This is a genomic window from Streptomyces sp. NPDC039430 (assembly GCF_055639435.1).
The window spans coordinates 1-16988 of sequence record NZ_JBVKAK010000028.1; the positions used below are offsets into that span (position 1 = coordinate 1).

Genomic DNA, 16988 nt, shown 5'->3' on the forward strand with positions numbered 1-16988 from the left:
CCAGGAGTCCGCCGCATCCGACACTCCGCCGCCTGCTTCGGGTTCGGGTGCCATCAGTCCTCGCCGTCGTTTCTGTCCACGGAAGCGCACGCGCGCGCGAAGCGCTCCGCGGTATGTCTGTGTGTCTCAGGGGATGTGTCTCAGGGGATGTCTCAGGGGTGGCTATGCCACATCACGCTACAGCCTCCGTGTGACACGCCGGTCCAGGATGGACCGGTCATGAAACCCGCTCACGCGGTACCCATGCAAATTCCATGCGTTTCCTGTAACGCTTCCGAGACGCTTGTTGTGCGTACGGTCACGGAACGGGCACCCGGCTTGACGTGTCACTGCCCTCGGGCAGACTTGGCGCGTATTCGCGTGATTGCGGATCTTCATCGCGGATCTTCATCGCGGATCTTGGACAACGGGGCATCGCGTGGCAGCCGCGTGGCGGCACCCCGTCAGCGCGCCGAGGGGGAAGCACAGTCATGAGCCAGGACGGCGCACAGGGCCGCTATGCGGGCGGTTCGGTCGCGGGCGGCCGGTACCAGCTCCGCGACCTGCTCGGCGAAGGCGGGATGGCGTCCGTATACCTGGCGTACGACGCGGCGCTCGACCGCCAGGTCGCGATCAAGACACTCCATACGGAGCTGGGGCGCGAGCAGTCCTTCCGCGAGCGCTTCCGCCGCGAGGCCCAGGCCGTCGCCAAGCTGTCGCACACCAACATCGTCTCCGTCTTCGACACGGGCGAGGACGAGCTGGACGGCGCGCTGATGCCGTACATCGTCATGGAGTACGTCGAGGGGCAGCCGCTCGGCTCCGTGCTCCAGGCGGACATCGCCCAGTACGGCGCGATGCCGGCCGACAAGGCGCTGAAGGTGACGGCCGATGTGCTGGCCGCGCTGGAGACCAGCCACGAGATGGGGCTGGTCCACCGGGACATCAAGCCCGGCAACGTGATGATGACCAAGCGCGGCATCGTCAAGGTCATGGACTTCGGTATCGCGCGCGCCATGCAGTCGGGTGTGACGTCGATGACACAGACCGGCATGGTCGTCGGTACGCCCCAGTACCTGTCGCCCGAGCAGGCGCTCGGGCGCGGTGTCGACGCGCGCTCCGACCTCTACTCGGTCGGCATCATGCTCTTCCAACTGCTGACGGGCAGGCTGCCGTTCGACGCGGACTCGCCGCTGGCGATCGCGTACGCGCATGTGCAGGAGGAGCCGGTCGCTCCGTCCAGCATCAACCGTTCGATCACCCCCGCGATCGACGCGCTGGTCGGCCGGGCGCTGAAGAAGAACCCGAACGAGCGCTTCCCGAGCGCCGAGGCGATGCGCGACGAATGCGCGCGGGTGCTGCCCGGCGGGCAGGCGGGCGCGCCGGTGATCGTGCAGGGCATACCGCGGAACAGCGGTGCGGGTGTGGGCTCCGCGGTCTTCCCGCCGCTGGACCAGTCGACGCAGCCGCCGCCGAGCGCGCAGGGCCTGCAGACGCCGTACCAGCCGGGTCCTTACGGGGTGCCGCCCCAGATGCAGACGCCCGCGCCGGCGCACACACCCGGGCCCGGCGCCGGGCCCGGGTACGGCTATCCGCAGACGCCGCCACCGGCGTACCAGGCCCCGTCGCCGGTTCCGCAGCCGTACACGCTCTCGCCCCAGCCCCAGACGACGGCCGGTTCCGGCCATGGCACGCACGGCGGCGGGCACGGCGGGCACGGCGGAGGCGGCCGGCCGGGCGGCCGACGGAACGTGCCGGTCATCGTGGGCTCGATCGCGGTCGCGGCCCTCGCGATCGCCGGGCTGATCACGGCGCTCTCGATGAACAACGGCTCGGACGACTACACGAACGCGGATCCGGGCGTCAGCGACTCCGCCGCACCGGCCGCGGGCCACCGGGACCCGGAGCGGAACCGGACCATCGACGCGACGAAGTGCTCGGAGGCCTCGGAGGACGGTCTCGACCCGTCCAAGGTGACCGTTCCGGATCTGCGCTACAAGGACCTCCTCTCGGTCAAGGACTGCCTCCGCGCGGCGGGGTGGACCTGGTCGGAGCCGAAGAAGCAGAACGACGGCACGCAGGCCGAGGACATCGTGATCGGCCAGTACCCGCGGCCGGGCGCCGCCGTGCTGCCGAAGGAGCAGGAGTTCGAGCTGACGATCTCCACGGGGGACCCGGAGTAGTCGCTCCGGGCCGACCGGACCGATCGGCGCGGACCGATCGGTCCGGTCGGCCCGGCTCGGCTTGGCTCGGCGCGGTCGGCTCGGCGCGGTCGGCGCGGGGCCCGGCTGCCGCCGCTCTCTCTGTTCTCTCTGTCCCAACTCTCTGTCGCACTTCCGTCGTACTGCCCATCGGCGCGTAGTACTCACGACGGACAGACCGGCGGTCGGCCACGTGCCGCCACGCACCCCCCGCCTCGCGTACCCCTCACCTCGCTCCCTCGCATACGGAACGTCCGGGATGCCGGACTTGTCGCCCCATGTGACGCTGGATCGGTGACTCCAAGGTTCCGCACCTCTTGCGCGATCGCGGTCGCATCCCTCTTGCTGACCGCACCCGCCGCGTACGCCGAGGAGTCCGCACCACCCCCGCCACGCACCTCAGCGGTGCCCGAGCCCGCGGTCTCCTCGCTGGCCGGGCGTCTCGCCGGGGAGGGGAAGACGCGGCCGGGCAGACCGCAGGAGCCGGATTCCGGGGACGCGTCGCCCGAGGACGCGGGCCCGAGCGCGAGTGCGGAGAGCGCGGCTCCCGTACGGCCCGGCCGGCCGTCCTCCCCGGCGAAGCCGCCCCGCCCGTCCCGTACGCCGCCGTCCCCCTCCGCGTCCGCGAAACCGTCCGACTCCGCCCCCGCGCGTACGGACGAGGAGGCGGCGGACGAGTGGAGCGCGGCCGACGAGCCGGGGGAGGCCTGGAGGCCGCCGGAGGAGCGGGTGGGTACGGGCGAGCCGACGGCATCCGCGGCCGCGCCGTCCAGCGCCGCCCGCAGGCCGGACGCGACGGCCCTCGACAGATCGGCCCCCCGGCCGGTTCCGGTACTGACCCTGGGCGCCGGAATCACCCTGCTCGGCCTGGGGCTCGGCTTCCTTGGACTGCGGCTCCGACGGCGCTGAAACTCCCCCGTCTCCCTGAGGGTCCTCCTTATGGCGTACTTATCACGTCCGCCTCAGGTCGCTTGCGGGCCGCGACTTACTCGGTATACATACTGAGTATGTCCATTCGCCACGGGCTTCTCGCCCTCCTCGAAGCGGGTCCGCGCTACGGCTCTCAGCTCCGTACGGAGTTCGAGTCGCGCACCGGTTCCACCTGGCCGCTCAACGTCGGCCAGGTCTATACGACCCTGAGCCGGCTGGAGCGCGACGGCATGGTCACGCAGGAGGGCGCGGACGAGGCGGGGCACGCGCTCTACGTGATCACGGAGACCGGCCGCGCGGAGCTGCGGTCCTGGTTCCGTACGCCCGTCGACCGCGCCAGCCCGCCACGCGACGAACTGGCGATCAAGCTCGCCATGGCGGTCGGGGCTCCGGGGGTCGACATCCGGGAGGTCATCCAGTCGCAGCGGCACCACACCATCCAGGCGATGCAGGACTACACGCGGCTGAAAGCGCAGGCTCTGGAAGCCGTTCCGACCGACCGGGACGAGGTGGCCTGGCTCCTCGTCCTGGAGCAGCTCATCTTCCAGACCGAGGCGGAGGCCCGCTGGCTCGACCACTGCGAAGTCCGGCTGATCCGGCTCGCGATGGTGCCGGGGCGCGGCGGCACGCAGCCGGAGACGCCTCCGGGCGATCCGGCCGCCGGGTCCACGCCCGGGGCCGTCCCCCGGGCCACACCCGCTTCCGCGCCCGCATCCGCATCCGTGGTGGCGCCCGCCTCCTCCGCGCCGTCCGCCGGCTCCACGGCCGACTGACCGCGCCGCGGCCGCGGACACCACACCGCGGCTCCGGCCGCCACCCGAACCGCCCGGCCGGAGCCCGCGGAGCCGCCTGGGGCCGACCGCACTGCCCGCCCCGGGCGCCATCCCACTCGTCACACCGAACCGCTCGTACGTGCGCGTACGCCCAAAGGGGGGACCCCTCATGGCTCGCAAATCCCATCAGCCACATCAGTCACAGTCGTCACAGCCGTCACAGTCGACGTCACCGCAGCATCAGGCGCCGGGGCATCTGGCGCCGCAGCGCTCGTCGAAGCGGCCGGTCCTCCAGCTCCAGGAGCTGACCCGCGTCCACGGCAGCGGCGCCACCGAGGTGCACGCGCTGCGCGGTATCAACCTCGATGTGTTCCCCGGCGAACTCGTCGCCGTCATGGGCCCGTCGGGCTCCGGCAAGTCCACGCTGCTCACCATCGCGGGCGGCCTCGACACCCCCACCTCCGGCCGCGTGATCGTCGAGGACACCGACATCACCACCGTCGACCGCAAGCAGCTCGCGGCCCTGCGCCGTCGCAGCATCGGCTACGTCTTCCAGGACTACAACCTGATCCCCGCGCTCACCGCTGCGGAGAACATCGCGCTGCCCCGCGAGCTGGACGGCGTTTCCGCGCGCAAGGGCCGCGTCGAGGCCCTGGCCGCGCTCCAGGAGATGGGCCTGGAGGCCCTCGCCGACCGGTTCCCCGACGAGATGTCCGGTGGCCAGCAGCAGCGCGTGGCGATCGCCCGCGCCCTCGTCGGTGACCGGCGTCTGGTCCTCGCGGACGAGCCGACCGGCGCCCTGGACTCCGAGACCGGCGAGTCCGTGCTCGCGCTGCTGCGCACGCGCTGCGACGCGGGCGCGGCCGGCATCCTGGTCACCCACGAGCCGCGCTTCGCGGCCTGGGCCGACCGCGTGGTCTTCCTGCGGGACGGCGCGGTCGTCGACCAGACGCTGCGCAGCCAGGCGGACTCGCTGCTGACGGGCCAGGCGGCCGAGCTGTGAAGAACTGGTTCCACTCCTGGCGCGCCGCGGTACGGATAGCCCGCCGCGACGCCTGGCGCTTCAAGGGACGCAGCTTCCTCGTCCTCGCCATGATCGCGCTGCCCATCCTCGGCGTGAGCGCCGCCGACCTGACCCTGCGCAGCTCGGACCTCTCCACGACGGAGCGTCTGAACCGCGACCTCGGCCGGGCCGACGCGCGGATCTCCGACCCCTCGCTGGCCGGTGAGCCCCTCCTGCAGAACCCGACGGGCGAGCAGTACACGCCGGTGGGCGACTTCGAGAACAAGCCGTGGCCCGACGGTCCCGCGGACATCGGGAAGGCCATTCCGGCGGGCTCCACCGTCCTGGAGGACACGCTCGGGTCCGGCAAGCTCCGTACCACGCACGGGCTGCTGCACACCGAGATCCGGGAGATCAAGGCGTCGGACCCGATGGCCCGGGGCATCATGCGTCTCCTCGACGGGCGCTTCCCCGAGAAGGGCGGCGAGGTCGCCGCGACCGCGCACTTCCTGGAGACCAGCGGGCTTCGCGTGGGCTCGAAGCTGACCGCCAGGGGGCTCGACGCCGACTACCGGATCGTCGGCGCGTACGAACTCCCCAGCTCCCTCAAGGCCGACCAGGTCACTGCCCTTCCCGGCGCGTTCCTGGCTCCGCTCGACAAGGCGCTGAAGGCCGACGATCTGCCCGGCACGTCCCCGACCACCACGCAGCTGGTGAGCGTCTCGGGCGGTTTCACGTGGAACATGGTGCGGGAGGCCAATGCCAAGGGCGTCACGGTCACCTCACGCGCCGTACAGCTGAACCCGCCCGCCGACTCGGACGTCCCCCTGTACCAGCAGGAGGGCTGGGGTACATACGAGCAGAGCACGGCGTCCAAGACCTTCGAGATGGCCGCGATCGGGACCATCGTCGGTCTCGCGATGCTGGAGATCTGTCTGCTGGCGGGGCCCGCCTTCGCGGTCGGCGCCCGGCGCTCGCGCCGTCAGCTCGGCCTGGTCGGGGCCAACGGCGGCGACCGGCGCCATATCCGGGCCATCGTGCTCGGTGGCGGTCTGGTGATCGGTGTCGTCGCGGCCGTCGTCGGTACGGTCCTCGGTATCGCCCTCACCATCGCCCTGCGGCCCGTGCTGGAGGACTACCTCGGCGAGCGCTTCGGCGGTCTTGAGTTCCGTCCGCTGGAACTGCTCGGTATCGCGGCGCTGGCCGTGCTCACCGGTCTGCTGGCGGCGATCGTCCCAGCCGTCACCGCGTCCCGTCAGACCGTGCTGGCCTCGCTCACCGGCCGCCGCGGGGTGCGCGGGAGCAGCAGGGTGCTGCCGGTCCTCGGGCTGATCGCGTTCGCGCTCGGTGCCGCGATCGCGCTGTACGGGTCGACGATGACCGACCAGTTCGCGGTCGTCGCGGGCGGCAGTGCCCTCGCCGAGCTGGGTGTGGTCGCGCTGACACCGGCCCTGGTGGGTCTGTTCGGCCGGATCGGCCGCTGGATGCCGCTCTCACCGCGGCTGGCGCTGCGTGACGCCGTACGCAACCGGGGGCGCACGGCCCCCGCCGTGGCCGCGGTGCTGGCCGCGGTCGCGGGCACGGTGGCGGTCTCGACGTACCAGGCGAGCAGTGATGCCCAGAGCCGGGCCGCGTATACGCCGGAGCTGCCCCACGGCGCGGTCTCCGTGATGCTCGACGAGGGCGGCGGCCGGGATGTCCCGGCCGTGCGTACGGCCGTCCAGAAGAATCTGCCCACCGAGATCCGGGCCGATGTGGACCGGATCTCGGTCGGGAGGCCCGGTTGCTCGATGTGGGCCGGCGAGGACGGCTGTGGGCAGTACGAGGTGGTCGTACCGGAGGCCAACCAGTGCCCGCTGTGGGCGACGGGCAGCGGTGACGGGGACCCTGCGGACAAGTACAGCAAGGCCGAGCGGCGCAAGCTCGTCAAGGACTGGCGCTGCAAGGAAAGCGAGGTCTACAGCTTCGTCAACGGCGGTGTGCTGATCGGTGACGACAAGCTGCTGAAGGTCCTGGGGATCGAGAACGCGGGCGCCGAGAAGGCGCTTGCGGACGGGCGGATCGTCTCCTTCGACAAGCGCAACATCGACACGAACGGCAAGATCGGCATCCGGCTGGTCACCGACACGGACGCGGCCGACGCGGCCAGGGAGAAGGGCGAGGAAATACCGGGCGCCGTCAAGACGTTCGCCGCCCACCAGGTCGGGGACGCGCCCGAGGTGTACGGCATCACGATGATCATGACCCCCGGCACGGCGGAGAAGGCGGGTCTCAGCACCGTCCCGCTCGGTGCGTACTACTCGACCGGCGCCATGCCGAGCAGCGCCCAGAAGCAGAAGCTGGACAGCGAGCTCGACAAGACCGGCAGCGATGTCAATCTCCACATCGAGGGCGGGTACGAGAGCGAGAACAGCATCGTGCTGCTCGCGCTGACCGTCTTCGCGGGGCTGGTCACCATCGGCGCCGCCGGGATCGCCACCGGTCTCGCCCAGGCCGATGCCGAGGCCGACCTCAAGACACTCGCCGCGGTCGGTGCCCCGGCGCGCGTCCGCCGGACGCTCAGCGGGTTCCAGTGCGGGGTGGTGGCCGTGATGGGTGTGCTGCTCGGCTCGGCGGCCGGGGTGCTCCCGGCGATCGGGCTGCGGCTGACCGAGCGGCGCAGCGAGCTGGACTGGTACAACAAGGCGCTCGACGAGGGGCTCGGCAACCCCTCCATTCCGAACGTGCCGATCATGATCCCCTGGGAGACGCTGGCCGCACTGCTGGTGGCCGTGCCGCTGGGCGCCGCGATCCTGGCGGCGCTGGTCACCCGCTCGCACCGGGTGCTCGGCCGCCGGGCCGCGACGTAGCCCCTGTCCCGGGCCCGCCCCTGACCCCACGGGTCCGCCCCTGTCCCACGGGTCCGCCCATGGGATCACCGGGAAACCGTGCCCCCGTACGAAGGTCATCCGCCTTCGTACGGGGGCACCCGTGTGGTGACGCACATGTGCGAGACAATGGGCCGCATGGAGATGCCGAGGAACGAACGGTCGCAGGAGAGCCCCCACGTCCTCGTGGTGGGACAGGACGGGATGGCGCTCGGCGGCGGTGGAACCGACGACGGCGCGCGCGAGATCCCGGTGACGGAGATGGTCGAGCAGCCCGCGAAGGTCATGCGCATCGGCAGCATGATCAAACAGCTTCTGGAGGAGGTGCGGGCGGCTCCTCTGGACGAGGCGAGCCGGGTACGGCTCAAGGAGATCCACGCGGGCTCCGTGAAGGAGCTGGAGGACGGGCTCGCCCCCGAACTCGTCGAGGAGCTGGAGAGGCTCTCGCTCCCCTTCACGGACGAGGCCATTCCGTCCGAGGCGGAACTGCGGATCGCGCAGGCCCAGTTGGTGGGCTGGCTGGAGGGTCTCTTCCACGGGATCCAGACGGCGCTGTTCGCACAGCAGATGGCGGCGAGGGCCCAGCTGGAGCAGATGCGCCGCGCGCTGCCGCCGGGTTCGATGCAGGAGGACGACGGGGAGCAGGGTCACGGCACGATCGGCTCGGGCCCGTACCTGTAGCTCCCCTGGATCTCCGGATCGCTCCGACGCCTCTGTCCGGCGCGGCTGGCTCTGTCCAGCGCGGCCCGGCACACCGAGTGGTGTGCCGGGCCGCGGACGTATCAGAGGCCGACGTATCGGGCGTCTGTGTCACAGGCACCCGGGAGGGGCTCCGTCGGCCGGTGAGCGTGGTTCAGGCGCTCGTGGACGTGAGCAGCAGGATCTTGCCGACGTGCGTGCTCGCCTCCAGGGCGCGGTGCGCCTCGGCCGCCTCCGCCATGGGCAGCTTGCGGTCCACGATCGGGCGGACCCGGCCGTCGGCGATCAGCGGCCAGACATGCTCCCGTACGGCCGCGACGATCGCCGCCTTCTCGGCCAGCGGCCGGTGGCGCAGCGAGGTCGCCGTGATGGCCCCGCGCTTGCCGAGCAGGGCGCCCAGATTGAGTTCGGCCTTCACTCCGCCCTGGAGACCGATCACCGCCAGTCGGCCGTTCACGGCCAGGGCCCGTACATTCCGTTCCAGATACTTCGCGCCGACGATGTCGAGAATGACATCCGCGCCCGCGCCGTCCGTGGCCTTGCGGATCTCCTCCACGAAGTCCTGCTCGCGGTAGTCGATCAGGATGTCCGCGCCCAGCTCGGCGCAGCGTGCCAGCTTCTCGGGGCCGCCCGCCGTGACCGCGACGCGCGCGCCCACCGCCTTGGCCAGCTGGATCGCCATCGTGCCGATCCCGCTTCCCCCGCCGTGCAGGAGCACCGTCTCGCCCGGCCGCAGATGCGACACCATGAAGACGTTCGACCAGACCGTGCAGGTGACCTCGGGGAGCGCCGCGGCCGAGGCCAGGTCCAGGCCGCTCGGTACGGGAAGCAGCTGCCCGGCCGGGACGGCGGCCTTCTCGGCGTACCCCCCGCCCGCCAGCAGCGCGCACACCTCGTCGCCGACGGCCCACCCCGAGACCCCCGGGCCGAGTGCGGAGATCGTGCCCGCGCACTCCAGACCGGGGTACGGGGCGGAGCCGGCCGGGGGATCGTAGAAGCCCTGTCGTTGCAGCAGGTCCGCGCGGTTGACGGCGCTCGCCGCCACCTCGACGAGCACCTCGCCCTCGCCGGGTACGGGATCGGGCACTTCGGCCCATACAAGCGCCTCGGGGCCACCGGGTTCCGGAATCGTGATCGCATGCATGGCCGCGAGGCTACTCCGGCGGGTGCGAAGCGGCCTCCGATACGGTCAGTTCGTGTGGTCGGGTCCCGACGGGCTCTGCGCCCGGACGATGGTGATCAGACGGTCGGTCAGCTGGAGCGGGCTGGCGGCGGGGTCGTCGTACCCCATCAGCCGGTGGCCGCGCAGGACGCTCACCACGAGGTCGTCCGTCTCCCGTACATTCCGGCCCACCTCGGCCTTTATGACGGGCCGTTCGATGATGTCGAGGCCGCTGCCCTGCTGGATCAGATCCTCCATCACCGTGCCCGCGCTCGGGCTGAGCACGGACAGCCCCAGCAGCCGGCCGGCCGCGCTGGCGCTGGTGATGACGGCGTCGGCCCCGGACTGGCGCAGGAGCGGTGCGTTCTCCTCCTCGCGCACGGCGGCGACGATCTTCGCGGCGCGGTTGAGCTGACGTGCGGTCAGCGCCACCAGCACGGCCGTATCGTCGCGCTGGGTGGCGATGACTATCTGACGCGCCCGCTGCAATTCGGCACGGATCAGCACATCGCTCCGGGTCGCGTCGCCGACCACGCCCACGAAACCTTCCGCGTTGGCCGCGTCGATGACCTTGTTGGACGGATCGACGATGACGATCTGTTCCTTCTTGAGCCCCGTGGCACAGAGGGTCTGCATCGCCGAACGCCCCTTGGTGCCGAAGCCGACGATGACGGTGTGGTCACGCAAGTTGGACCTCCAGCGGTTCAGCCGCCACTCCTCCCGGGTGCGCTCCGTGAGCACTTCGAGAGTGGTACCGACCAGGATGATCAGGAAAAGCACCCGCAACGGGGTCACCAGCAGCACATTGACCAGCCGCGCGCCGTCGCTGTACGGGACGATGTCGCCGTACCCCGTCGTCGAGAGCGTGACGGTCGCGTAGTAGACGGCATCGAGGAAGTCGACCGAGTCATCCGCGTTGTCGTGGTAGCCCGTTCGGTCGATATAGACGAGGAAGACCGTCAGAGCGAGAACGAACAGCGCCATCAACAGCCGCCTGGTGACCTGACGCAGGGGCTGTACGGCGGTACGGCGCGGAAGTTTGACCCGCGCCGCGACGAGATGTTCGTCGGCATGCCTGGCCATCGCATCATGGCCGGGAAGTTTCACGTGAAACACCCTCCATCGACCGCTGCCGCCCACGGCAGGTCGAGAACTTCGAGTTCGTCACCTGGCCGCGCGCCGCCCGGCGGCACGACCGCGAGTCCATCTGCCGCGGCGATACCGCGCAGCATGGCGGGACCGTTGAAGTGCAGCGGTACGAGCCCCTCGTCATGGTGCACGAACGGCACCAGCCGGGTGTCATGCGGGTGGCCCTGCACCGCGTCCCGCAGCGGTGCGCGGTACGGAGGACGGGGCGCCCGCCCCGCGAGCGTGCGCAGCAGGGGCTCGGCGAGCGTCAGCAGCCCGGAGACCGCGGCGAGCGGGTTGCCCGGCAGCCCGACCAGATGCCGCCCCGAGGACAACCGGGCCAGCAGCATGGGATGCCCGGGGCGTACGGCGACCCCGTCGACCAGCAGCTCGGCGCCCGTCCTGTCGAGCACCGGGTGGACATGGTCGACCGGGCCGCCGGCCGTACCTCCCGTGGTGAGGACGAGATCCGCCGTGGACCGGGTGACCGCGCGGCGCAGTGCCTCGGCGTCGTCGCGGATCCGGCGGGTGGCGATGACATCGGCGCCGAGCGTACGGAGCCAGGGCGCGAGCATGGGGCCGAGCGCGTCACGGATCAGCCCGTCGTGGGGCAGCCCGGTGGTGAGCAGTTCGTCGCCGAGGACCAGCACCTCCACGCGCGGGCGCGGGAAGGTGAGCAGTTCGTCATAGCCGGCCGCCGCCGCGAGCCCCAGAACGGCGGGGGTCACCAGTGAACCGGCGGGCAGCAGCCGGTCGCCGGCCCGGCACTCCTGGCCGCGCGGCCTGATGTCCTGCCCGGGGATCACGTCGCGGTCGGCGTGGAGATGGCCCCGGCTGTCCGTACGGGCGTGCTCGCTGCGGATCACCGCGGTCGTGTCGGCCGGGATACGGGCGCCGGTGGCGATCCGTACGGCCGTGCCGTCCGGGAGCGGAGCCACCTCCCCATGACCGGCCAGGATGCCGAGGTCGTCGGAGCGCTGCGGGCCGTCGGTGCCCTGGACGGTAGGCGTGTCGGCGCCCTGGCCATGAGCGGCGTCGGCCGTCCGCGTTCCGGGGGCGTCGGCCGTCGCTCCCTCGCGCGAGGAGCCCCTGACGGGCCGTACGGACCAGGGACCCGGCCCCGAGACCGCCCAGCCGTCCATGGCGGAGGTGTCGAAGGACGGCAGATCGGTGAGTGCGGTGAGCGGCTCGGCGAGTGCCCGGCCCAGCGCCCGGTCGAGGGGTACGGAGGCGGTGCGGGCGGCCGGGGCCGAGCCCGCCGCGCGGGCCGCGAGCGCGCGGGCGGCGTCCCACGGCTCGGCGCGGTGCCGAGCGGTCGCGGCGGACGCGGCGCCCCGGTCGTGCGTCGCGCCGTGGTCGTGCGTCGCGCCGTGGCCCGGTGCCGTGCGGTGGCCCGGTGCGGCGCCAGGGGTCAGGTCCCGGTCCTGGCCCGGACCCTGGCTTGGGCCATGGTCCTGGCTGTGCCGCGGGTTGTGGGCCGGAGCTGCGACCAGGTCCGGCGCATGGCCCGCGCGCGGTGGCTCTCTGCCGACGAGGGCCAGGGCGTCGTCGAACCCGTCGGCCTCGCGGTCCTGGGCCGTCATCCGGCGTCGGCCCCCTTGGCGCCAGGTCCGTCGGTGCCCTCCGTCTCGTCCGCCCAGCGCACGGCGAGCGCCGCGGCCTTGCGGGCGGCTTCGGCGACCGCTTCGGGACCGTCTCCGCCCGCCTTGGCCGCCGCGTAACCGACCAGGAAGGTCGTCAGCGGCGCGGCGGGCCTGGCGACGCCGTGCGCGGCGTCACGGGCGAGGTCGAGAAGCGCATGGGTGTCGACATCCAGCTCGATGCCGAGTTCGTCCTTGACTGCGGTGATCCATTCGTCCAGCACGGTCCCATGCTCTCTGATCCTGGCCCGCGCTGTGGAGATGTCTTCCCAGGTGTCGCAGTCGAAGGAGGCGAGCGGATCGGCGTCGACGCGGGCGAGGTCGAGTTCCTGCACCAGCAGACGGAGCGGCAGGCCGGGCAGCCTGCCGTACTCGGTGGCGAGAAGGGCCAGTTCACGGCGGAGCGGTTCGGCGCGGTACGCGGCGACCAACGGCTGGTCACGGCCGTCGGCGTCGGTGAGCAGGGCCCCCTCCCGGCCCGTGCTGCCCAGCGTCTCGATCAGGCGGCGCACCGTCGGCTCCCCCAGGAACGGCAGGTCCGCGGACAGCACGAGCACGGTGTCCGCCTCGGCACACCGCACCCCCGCGTCGAGCGCGGCGACCGGCCCGCCGCCCGGCGGATCCTCGCGCGCCCAGCGCACCGGCCGTACCGTGGGCCGCCTGCTGCCCACGACCACGGTGCGGGCGGCCCCTTCGCAGGCTGCCAGCACCCTGTCGAGCAGCGATCGGCCCCCGACGCGTACCCCTGGCTTGTCGGCGCCGCCAAGCCTCTTGGCGGCACCTCCGGCGAGCACGATGGCGTCATACGCGGTCATGGCTGAAGTATGGGCCGCGACCGCCCGGCCGAAGCATCCGCGGTGGCCTGTTTCCGGGCGAGCGGCTCCGCGCGGCGTTTCCCTACAGTGTGCGCAGCAGCACCGCCGGCTGTTCGACGCAGTCCGCCACGTAGCGCAGGAAGCCGCCCGCCGTGCCGCCGTCGCAGACGCGGTGGTCGAAGGTGAGCGACAGCTGGACGACCTGACGCACGGCCAGCTCGCCCTCGTGCACCCACGGCTTGGGCACGATCCGGCCGATCCCGAGCATCGCCGCCTCGGGGTGGTTGATGATCGGCGTCGAGCCGTCGACCCCGAACACCCCGTAGTTGTTGAGGGTGAACGTCCCGCCGGTCAGCTCGCCAGGTGTGAGCGTGCCCGACCTGCCCGCCTCCGTCAGCCGCGCGAACTCGGCGCTCAGCGACTCCGCCGAGCGAGCGTGCGCGTCCCGTACGACGGGGACGACCAGGCCGCGGTCGGTCTGCGCGGCGAAGCCGAGATGCACCTCCGGCAGGCGCACGATCTCCCGGGCGGCCGAGTCCACGGTGGAGTTCAGCTCGGGGTGGCGGGCGAGCGCCGCCGTGCAGATCCGGGCGAACAGCGCGATCAGCGCGATCTTGGCCCCTCCGGCCGCGTTCATCGCCGTACGCGCGGCAAGCAGTTCCGTGGCGTCCGCGTCGACCCAGCAGGTCGCGTCCGGGATCTCGTGACGGCTGCGGGTGAGCTTGTCCGCGACCGCGCCGCGTACGCCCCGCAGGGGCACCCTGGTGACGCCGGGCCGCGCGGACGGGGAGGCCGCCACCGGAGCCGACGCCGGAGCCTGGGCGGGAGCTGAGGCCGGGAGCGGGGTCGGGGCCGTCGCGGGAGCCGGGGCGCCGACGGCGGGCGGTGCCTGTGTGGCGCCCTGGTGGATCGCCCGCTCGACATCGCACCGCAGGATCAGGCCGTCCCGCCCGGAGCCCGTCAGCTCCCGCAGATCGACACCGTGCTCGCGGGCCAGCCTGCGTACCAGCGGGGAGACGACCGGGACCGGCCCGGCCCCACCGTTCACCGGTTCACGAACGAGGGCGGTGGCGACGTGGGACGCGGTCAACGGCGCCCGGCGGACCCGGCGCCTGCGCGCCGCCGGCGCGCCCGTGCCGTACCCGACCAGCACATTGCCCGACGCCTCGTCGGAGGCCGAGGCCGAGGCCGAGGCCGAAGCCGACGCGCGGGCAGGCGCGGCGGCCTGTGGGGTGACAGCCGCCTTCGTCGCTGTCGGAGCGGGAGTCGCTGTCGGTGCCTGGGCCGGGGCCGACGCGTCGGACCCTTCCGACGCTCCCACCGCCACCGTCAGCAGCGGCGCCCCGACGGGCAGCTCCGTGCCCTCCTCGCCATAGCGCGCCGTCACCACACCCCCGTAGGGGCACGGCACTTCGACCATCGCCTTGGCCGTCTCGACCTCGACCACCGGCTGGTCGACGGCGACGACATCCCCCACCGACACCAGCCAGCGGACGATCTCCGCCTCGGTCAGCCCTTCCCCGAGGTCCGGCAGTTTGAATTCCAGCACCTGGGCCATCAGCTCTCCGTCTCCCACTGGAGTCGCGCGACCGCGTCCAGCACCCGGTCCACTCCCGGAAGATGGTGCCTCTCCAGCATGGGCGGCGGATAGGGAATGTCGAATCCGGCCACGCGCAGCACCGGCGCCTCCAGATAGTGGAAGCAGCGTTCGGTGACCCGCGCGGCGATCTCGCCGCCCGGTCCGCCGAATCCGGTGGACTCGTGGACGACGACCGCGCGCCCCGTGCGCCGTACGGACGCCGCGACCGTCTCGTCGTCGAACGGCACCAGCGAGCGCAGATCGACGACCTCCAGGTCCCAGCCCTCGGCGCGGGCCGCCTCCGCCGCCTCCAGACAGACCGGCACGGAAGGACCGTAGGTGATCAGCGTGGCGCTGCTGCCCCGGCGCCGGACGGCGGCCCGCCCGATCGGGGCGACCTCGGCCGGCTCGTCCGGCGACCACGAGGCCTTCGACCAGTAGAGCCGCTTCGGCTCCAGGAAGATCACCGGATCGTCGGAGGCGATCGCGGCGCGCAGCAGCCCGTACGCGTCGTCGACCGTCGCGGGCATGACGACATGGAGGCCGGGCGTCGCCATGTAGTACGCCTCCGAGGAGTCGCTGTGGTGCTCGACCCCGCCGATCCCGCCGCCGTACGGCACCCGCACGGTGATCGGCAGCGGCATCGCGCCCCGCGTGCGGTTGCGCATCTTCGCCACATGGCTGATCAGTTGCTCGAACGACGGATAGGCGAAGGCGTCGAACTGCATCTCCACGACGGGCCGCAGCCCGTACATCGCCATCCCGACGGCCGCGCCCAGAATGCCGGCCTCGGCGAGCGGGGTGTCCGTACAGCGGTCGTCGCCGAACTCGGCCGCGAGCCCGTCGGTGATCCGGAAGACCCCGCCCAGCGTGCCGACGTCTTCACCGAGGACATGGACGGAGGGGTCCTCGGCCATCGCGTCGCGCAACGCGCGCCGCAGGGCCTGCGCCATGGTGGCGGGCTTCACCGTGACGGTGGTCATCGCACCTCACCGGGCCCTTCCGCGCGTCCTTCGCCGTGTCCTTCTCCGTAGCCTTCTTCCGGGCCTTCCCCGGCGTCCTCCCCGGCCGAGGCGTCCAGCTCGGCACGGAGCTGGGCCGCCTGCTCACGCAGCTGGACGGTCTGCTCCGCGTAGACATGCGCGAAGAGGTCCATGGGGTCGAGCACCGGCTCGGCGTTCATCCGGTCGCGCAGCCGCGCGGCCATCGTCTCGGCGGCGTCCGCGGCCTTCCTGATGCCGTCCTCGTCGAGCACCCCGCGCGCGGTCAGCTCGCGTTCCAGCAGGAGGACCGGGTCGTGCGCGCGCCAGATCTCGACCTCGTCGCCCGCCCGGTAGCGCGTGGCGTCGTCGGCGTTCGTATGGGCGTCGATGCGGTACGTCACGGCCTCGACCAGCGTCGGTCCCCCGCCGCGCCCGGCGCGTGCCAGGGCCTCGCCGAGGACCGTGTGCACCGCGACCGCGTCGTTGCCGTCGACCAGCCGGCCCGGCATGCCGTACCCGACGGCCTTGTGGGCCAGGGAGGGCGCCGCGCTCTGCTTGGCGAGCGGCACGGAGATCGCGAAGCCGTTGTTCTGGACGAGGAAGACGACCGGGACCTGCCACACGGCCGCGAAGTTCAGCGCCTCGTGGAAGTCTCCCTCGCTGGTGCCGCCGTCGCCCACGAGGGCGAGCGCGACCACGTCGTCCCCCTTGAGCCGGGCCGCGTGCGCCAGGCCGACGGCGTGCGGCAGCTGAGTGGCCAGTGGCGTGGACAGCGGGGCGATCCGGTGCTCGTGCGGGTCGTAGCCGGTGTGCCAGTCGCCGCGCAGCAGCGTCAGCGCCTGTACGGGGTCGAGCCCGCGCGCCACGGCCGCGAGCGTGTCGCGGTAGCTGGGGAAGAGCCAGTCCTGCTGCCGCAGGACCAGCGCGGCGGCGATCTGGCAGGCCTCCTGGCCGGTGCTCGACGGATAGACGGCGAGCCTGCCCTGCTTGGTCAGGGCCGTGGCCTGCGTGTTGTACCTGCGTCCGCGGACCAGCTCGGTGTAGAGCCGCAGCAGCAGGGCGGGGTCGGCCCCGGCCGCGGCGTCCGTACCCAGCACGCGGTACGGCTCGGGGTCGGGCAGCAGCGGCGCGGGGTCGGTACGCGGCCGCCACGCCGGGGGCGGGTGCGGCAGATGGCCCGTGGCACCGGGCAGTTCCTGGACCGACGTACTGCTCTTCTTCACGCGTGC

Annotated in this window: 13 protein-coding genes; 6 read left to right on the plus strand and 7 right to left on the minus strand. The window is 72.3% G+C overall.

The window, feature by feature from the left end; genetic code table 11:
• The first annotated feature begins 470 nt into the window (after positions 1–470).
• The 6 genes from ACZ7LS_RS36050 to ACZ7LS_RS36075 all read left to right on the plus strand — a co-directional run bounded on the left by ACZ7LS_RS36050 (position 471) and on the right by ACZ7LS_RS36075 (position 8434).
• The gene (locus ACZ7LS_RS36050) at positions 471–2162 is read left to right on the plus strand and encodes a protein kinase domain-containing protein (RefSeq protein WP_382673887.1); all 1692 of its coding nucleotides are present in this window, start codon (positions 471–473) and stop codon (positions 2160–2162) included.
• Positions 2163–2474: 312 nt separating this feature from the next.
• Complete coding sequence (locus ACZ7LS_RS36055; RefSeq protein ID WP_385341695.1) at positions 2475–3089, plus strand: flagellar biosynthesis protein FlhF; 615 nt, start codon at positions 2475–2477, stop codon at positions 3087–3089.
• A 98-nt stretch (positions 3090–3187) separates the two neighbouring features.
• Positions 3188–3883: a PadR family transcriptional regulator gene (locus ACZ7LS_RS36060; RefSeq protein ID WP_385136232.1), complete on the plus strand. Its 696-nt coding sequence runs from the start codon at positions 3188–3190 to the stop codon at positions 3881–3883.
• Between the two features lie 169 nt (positions 3884–4052).
• Positions 4053–4886 carry an ABC transporter ATP-binding protein gene (locus ACZ7LS_RS36065; RefSeq protein ID WP_385136235.1) on the plus strand — a complete coding sequence of 278 codons (834 nt, stop codon included), beginning with the start codon at positions 4053–4055 and terminating at the stop codon, positions 4884–4886.
• Positions 4883–7735, plus strand: a complete 2853-nt coding sequence (locus ACZ7LS_RS36070; RefSeq protein WP_385136238.1) for an FtsX-like permease family protein — start codon at positions 4883–4885, stop codon at positions 7733–7735. Before ACZ7LS_RS36065 ends, ACZ7LS_RS36070 begins: the two co-directional genes overlap by 4 nt.
• Positions 7736–7891: 156 nt before the next feature.
• On the plus strand, positions 7892–8434 hold the full coding sequence (locus ACZ7LS_RS36075) for a bacterial proteasome activator family protein (protein WP_382525098.1): 543 nt from the start codon (positions 7892–7894) through the stop codon (positions 8432–8434).
• Between the two features lie 172 nt (positions 8435–8606).
• Here the strand turns inward: ACZ7LS_RS36075 and ACZ7LS_RS36080 are convergent, their stop codons facing one another.
• The 7 genes from ACZ7LS_RS36080 to pdhA form a co-directional block, all read right to left on the minus strand.
• Complete coding sequence (locus ACZ7LS_RS36080) at positions 8607–9596, minus strand: NAD(P)H-quinone oxidoreductase (RefSeq protein ID WP_382673898.1); 990 nt, start codon at positions 9594–9596, stop codon at positions 8607–8609.
• Between the two features lie 45 nt (positions 9597–9641).
• Positions 9642–10697, minus strand: a complete 1056-nt coding sequence (locus ACZ7LS_RS36085) for a potassium channel family protein (RefSeq protein WP_382525173.1) — start codon at positions 10695–10697, stop codon at positions 9642–9644.
• Between the two features lie 20 nt (positions 10698–10717).
• Positions 10718–12325 (minus strand): molybdopterin molybdotransferase MoeA, encoded by a 1608-nt coding sequence (locus tag ACZ7LS_RS36090; RefSeq protein WP_385136241.1) that lies wholly within the window; start codon positions 12323–12325, stop codon positions 10718–10720.
• Positions 12322–13197 carry an NTP transferase domain-containing protein gene (locus tag ACZ7LS_RS36095; RefSeq protein ID WP_382525177.1) on the minus strand — a complete coding sequence of 292 codons (876 nt, stop codon included), beginning with the start codon at positions 13195–13197 and terminating at the stop codon, positions 12322–12324. The genes ACZ7LS_RS36090 and ACZ7LS_RS36095 overlap by 4 nt, the downstream gene beginning before the upstream one ends.
• An 82-nt stretch (positions 13198–13279) precedes the next feature.
• A complete protein-coding gene (locus tag ACZ7LS_RS36100) occupies positions 13280–14755 on the minus strand; it encodes a dihydrolipoamide acetyltransferase family protein (protein ID WP_385136244.1) in 1476 nt (491 codons plus the stop codon).
• Positions 14755–15759, minus strand: coding sequence for an alpha-ketoacid dehydrogenase subunit beta (locus ACZ7LS_RS36105; RefSeq protein ID WP_385136247.1), 1005 nt, complete (start codon positions 15757–15759; stop codon positions 14755–14757). Before ACZ7LS_RS36105 ends, ACZ7LS_RS36100 begins: the two co-directional genes overlap by 1 nt.
• A complete protein-coding gene (gene pdhA / locus ACZ7LS_RS36110) occupies positions 15756–16982 on the minus strand; it encodes a pyruvate dehydrogenase (acetyl-transferring) E1 component subunit alpha (RefSeq protein WP_385136250.1) in 1227 nt (408 codons plus the stop codon). The genes ACZ7LS_RS36105 and pdhA overlap by 4 nt, the downstream gene beginning before the upstream one ends.
• Positions 16983–16988 lie beyond the last annotated feature (6 nt).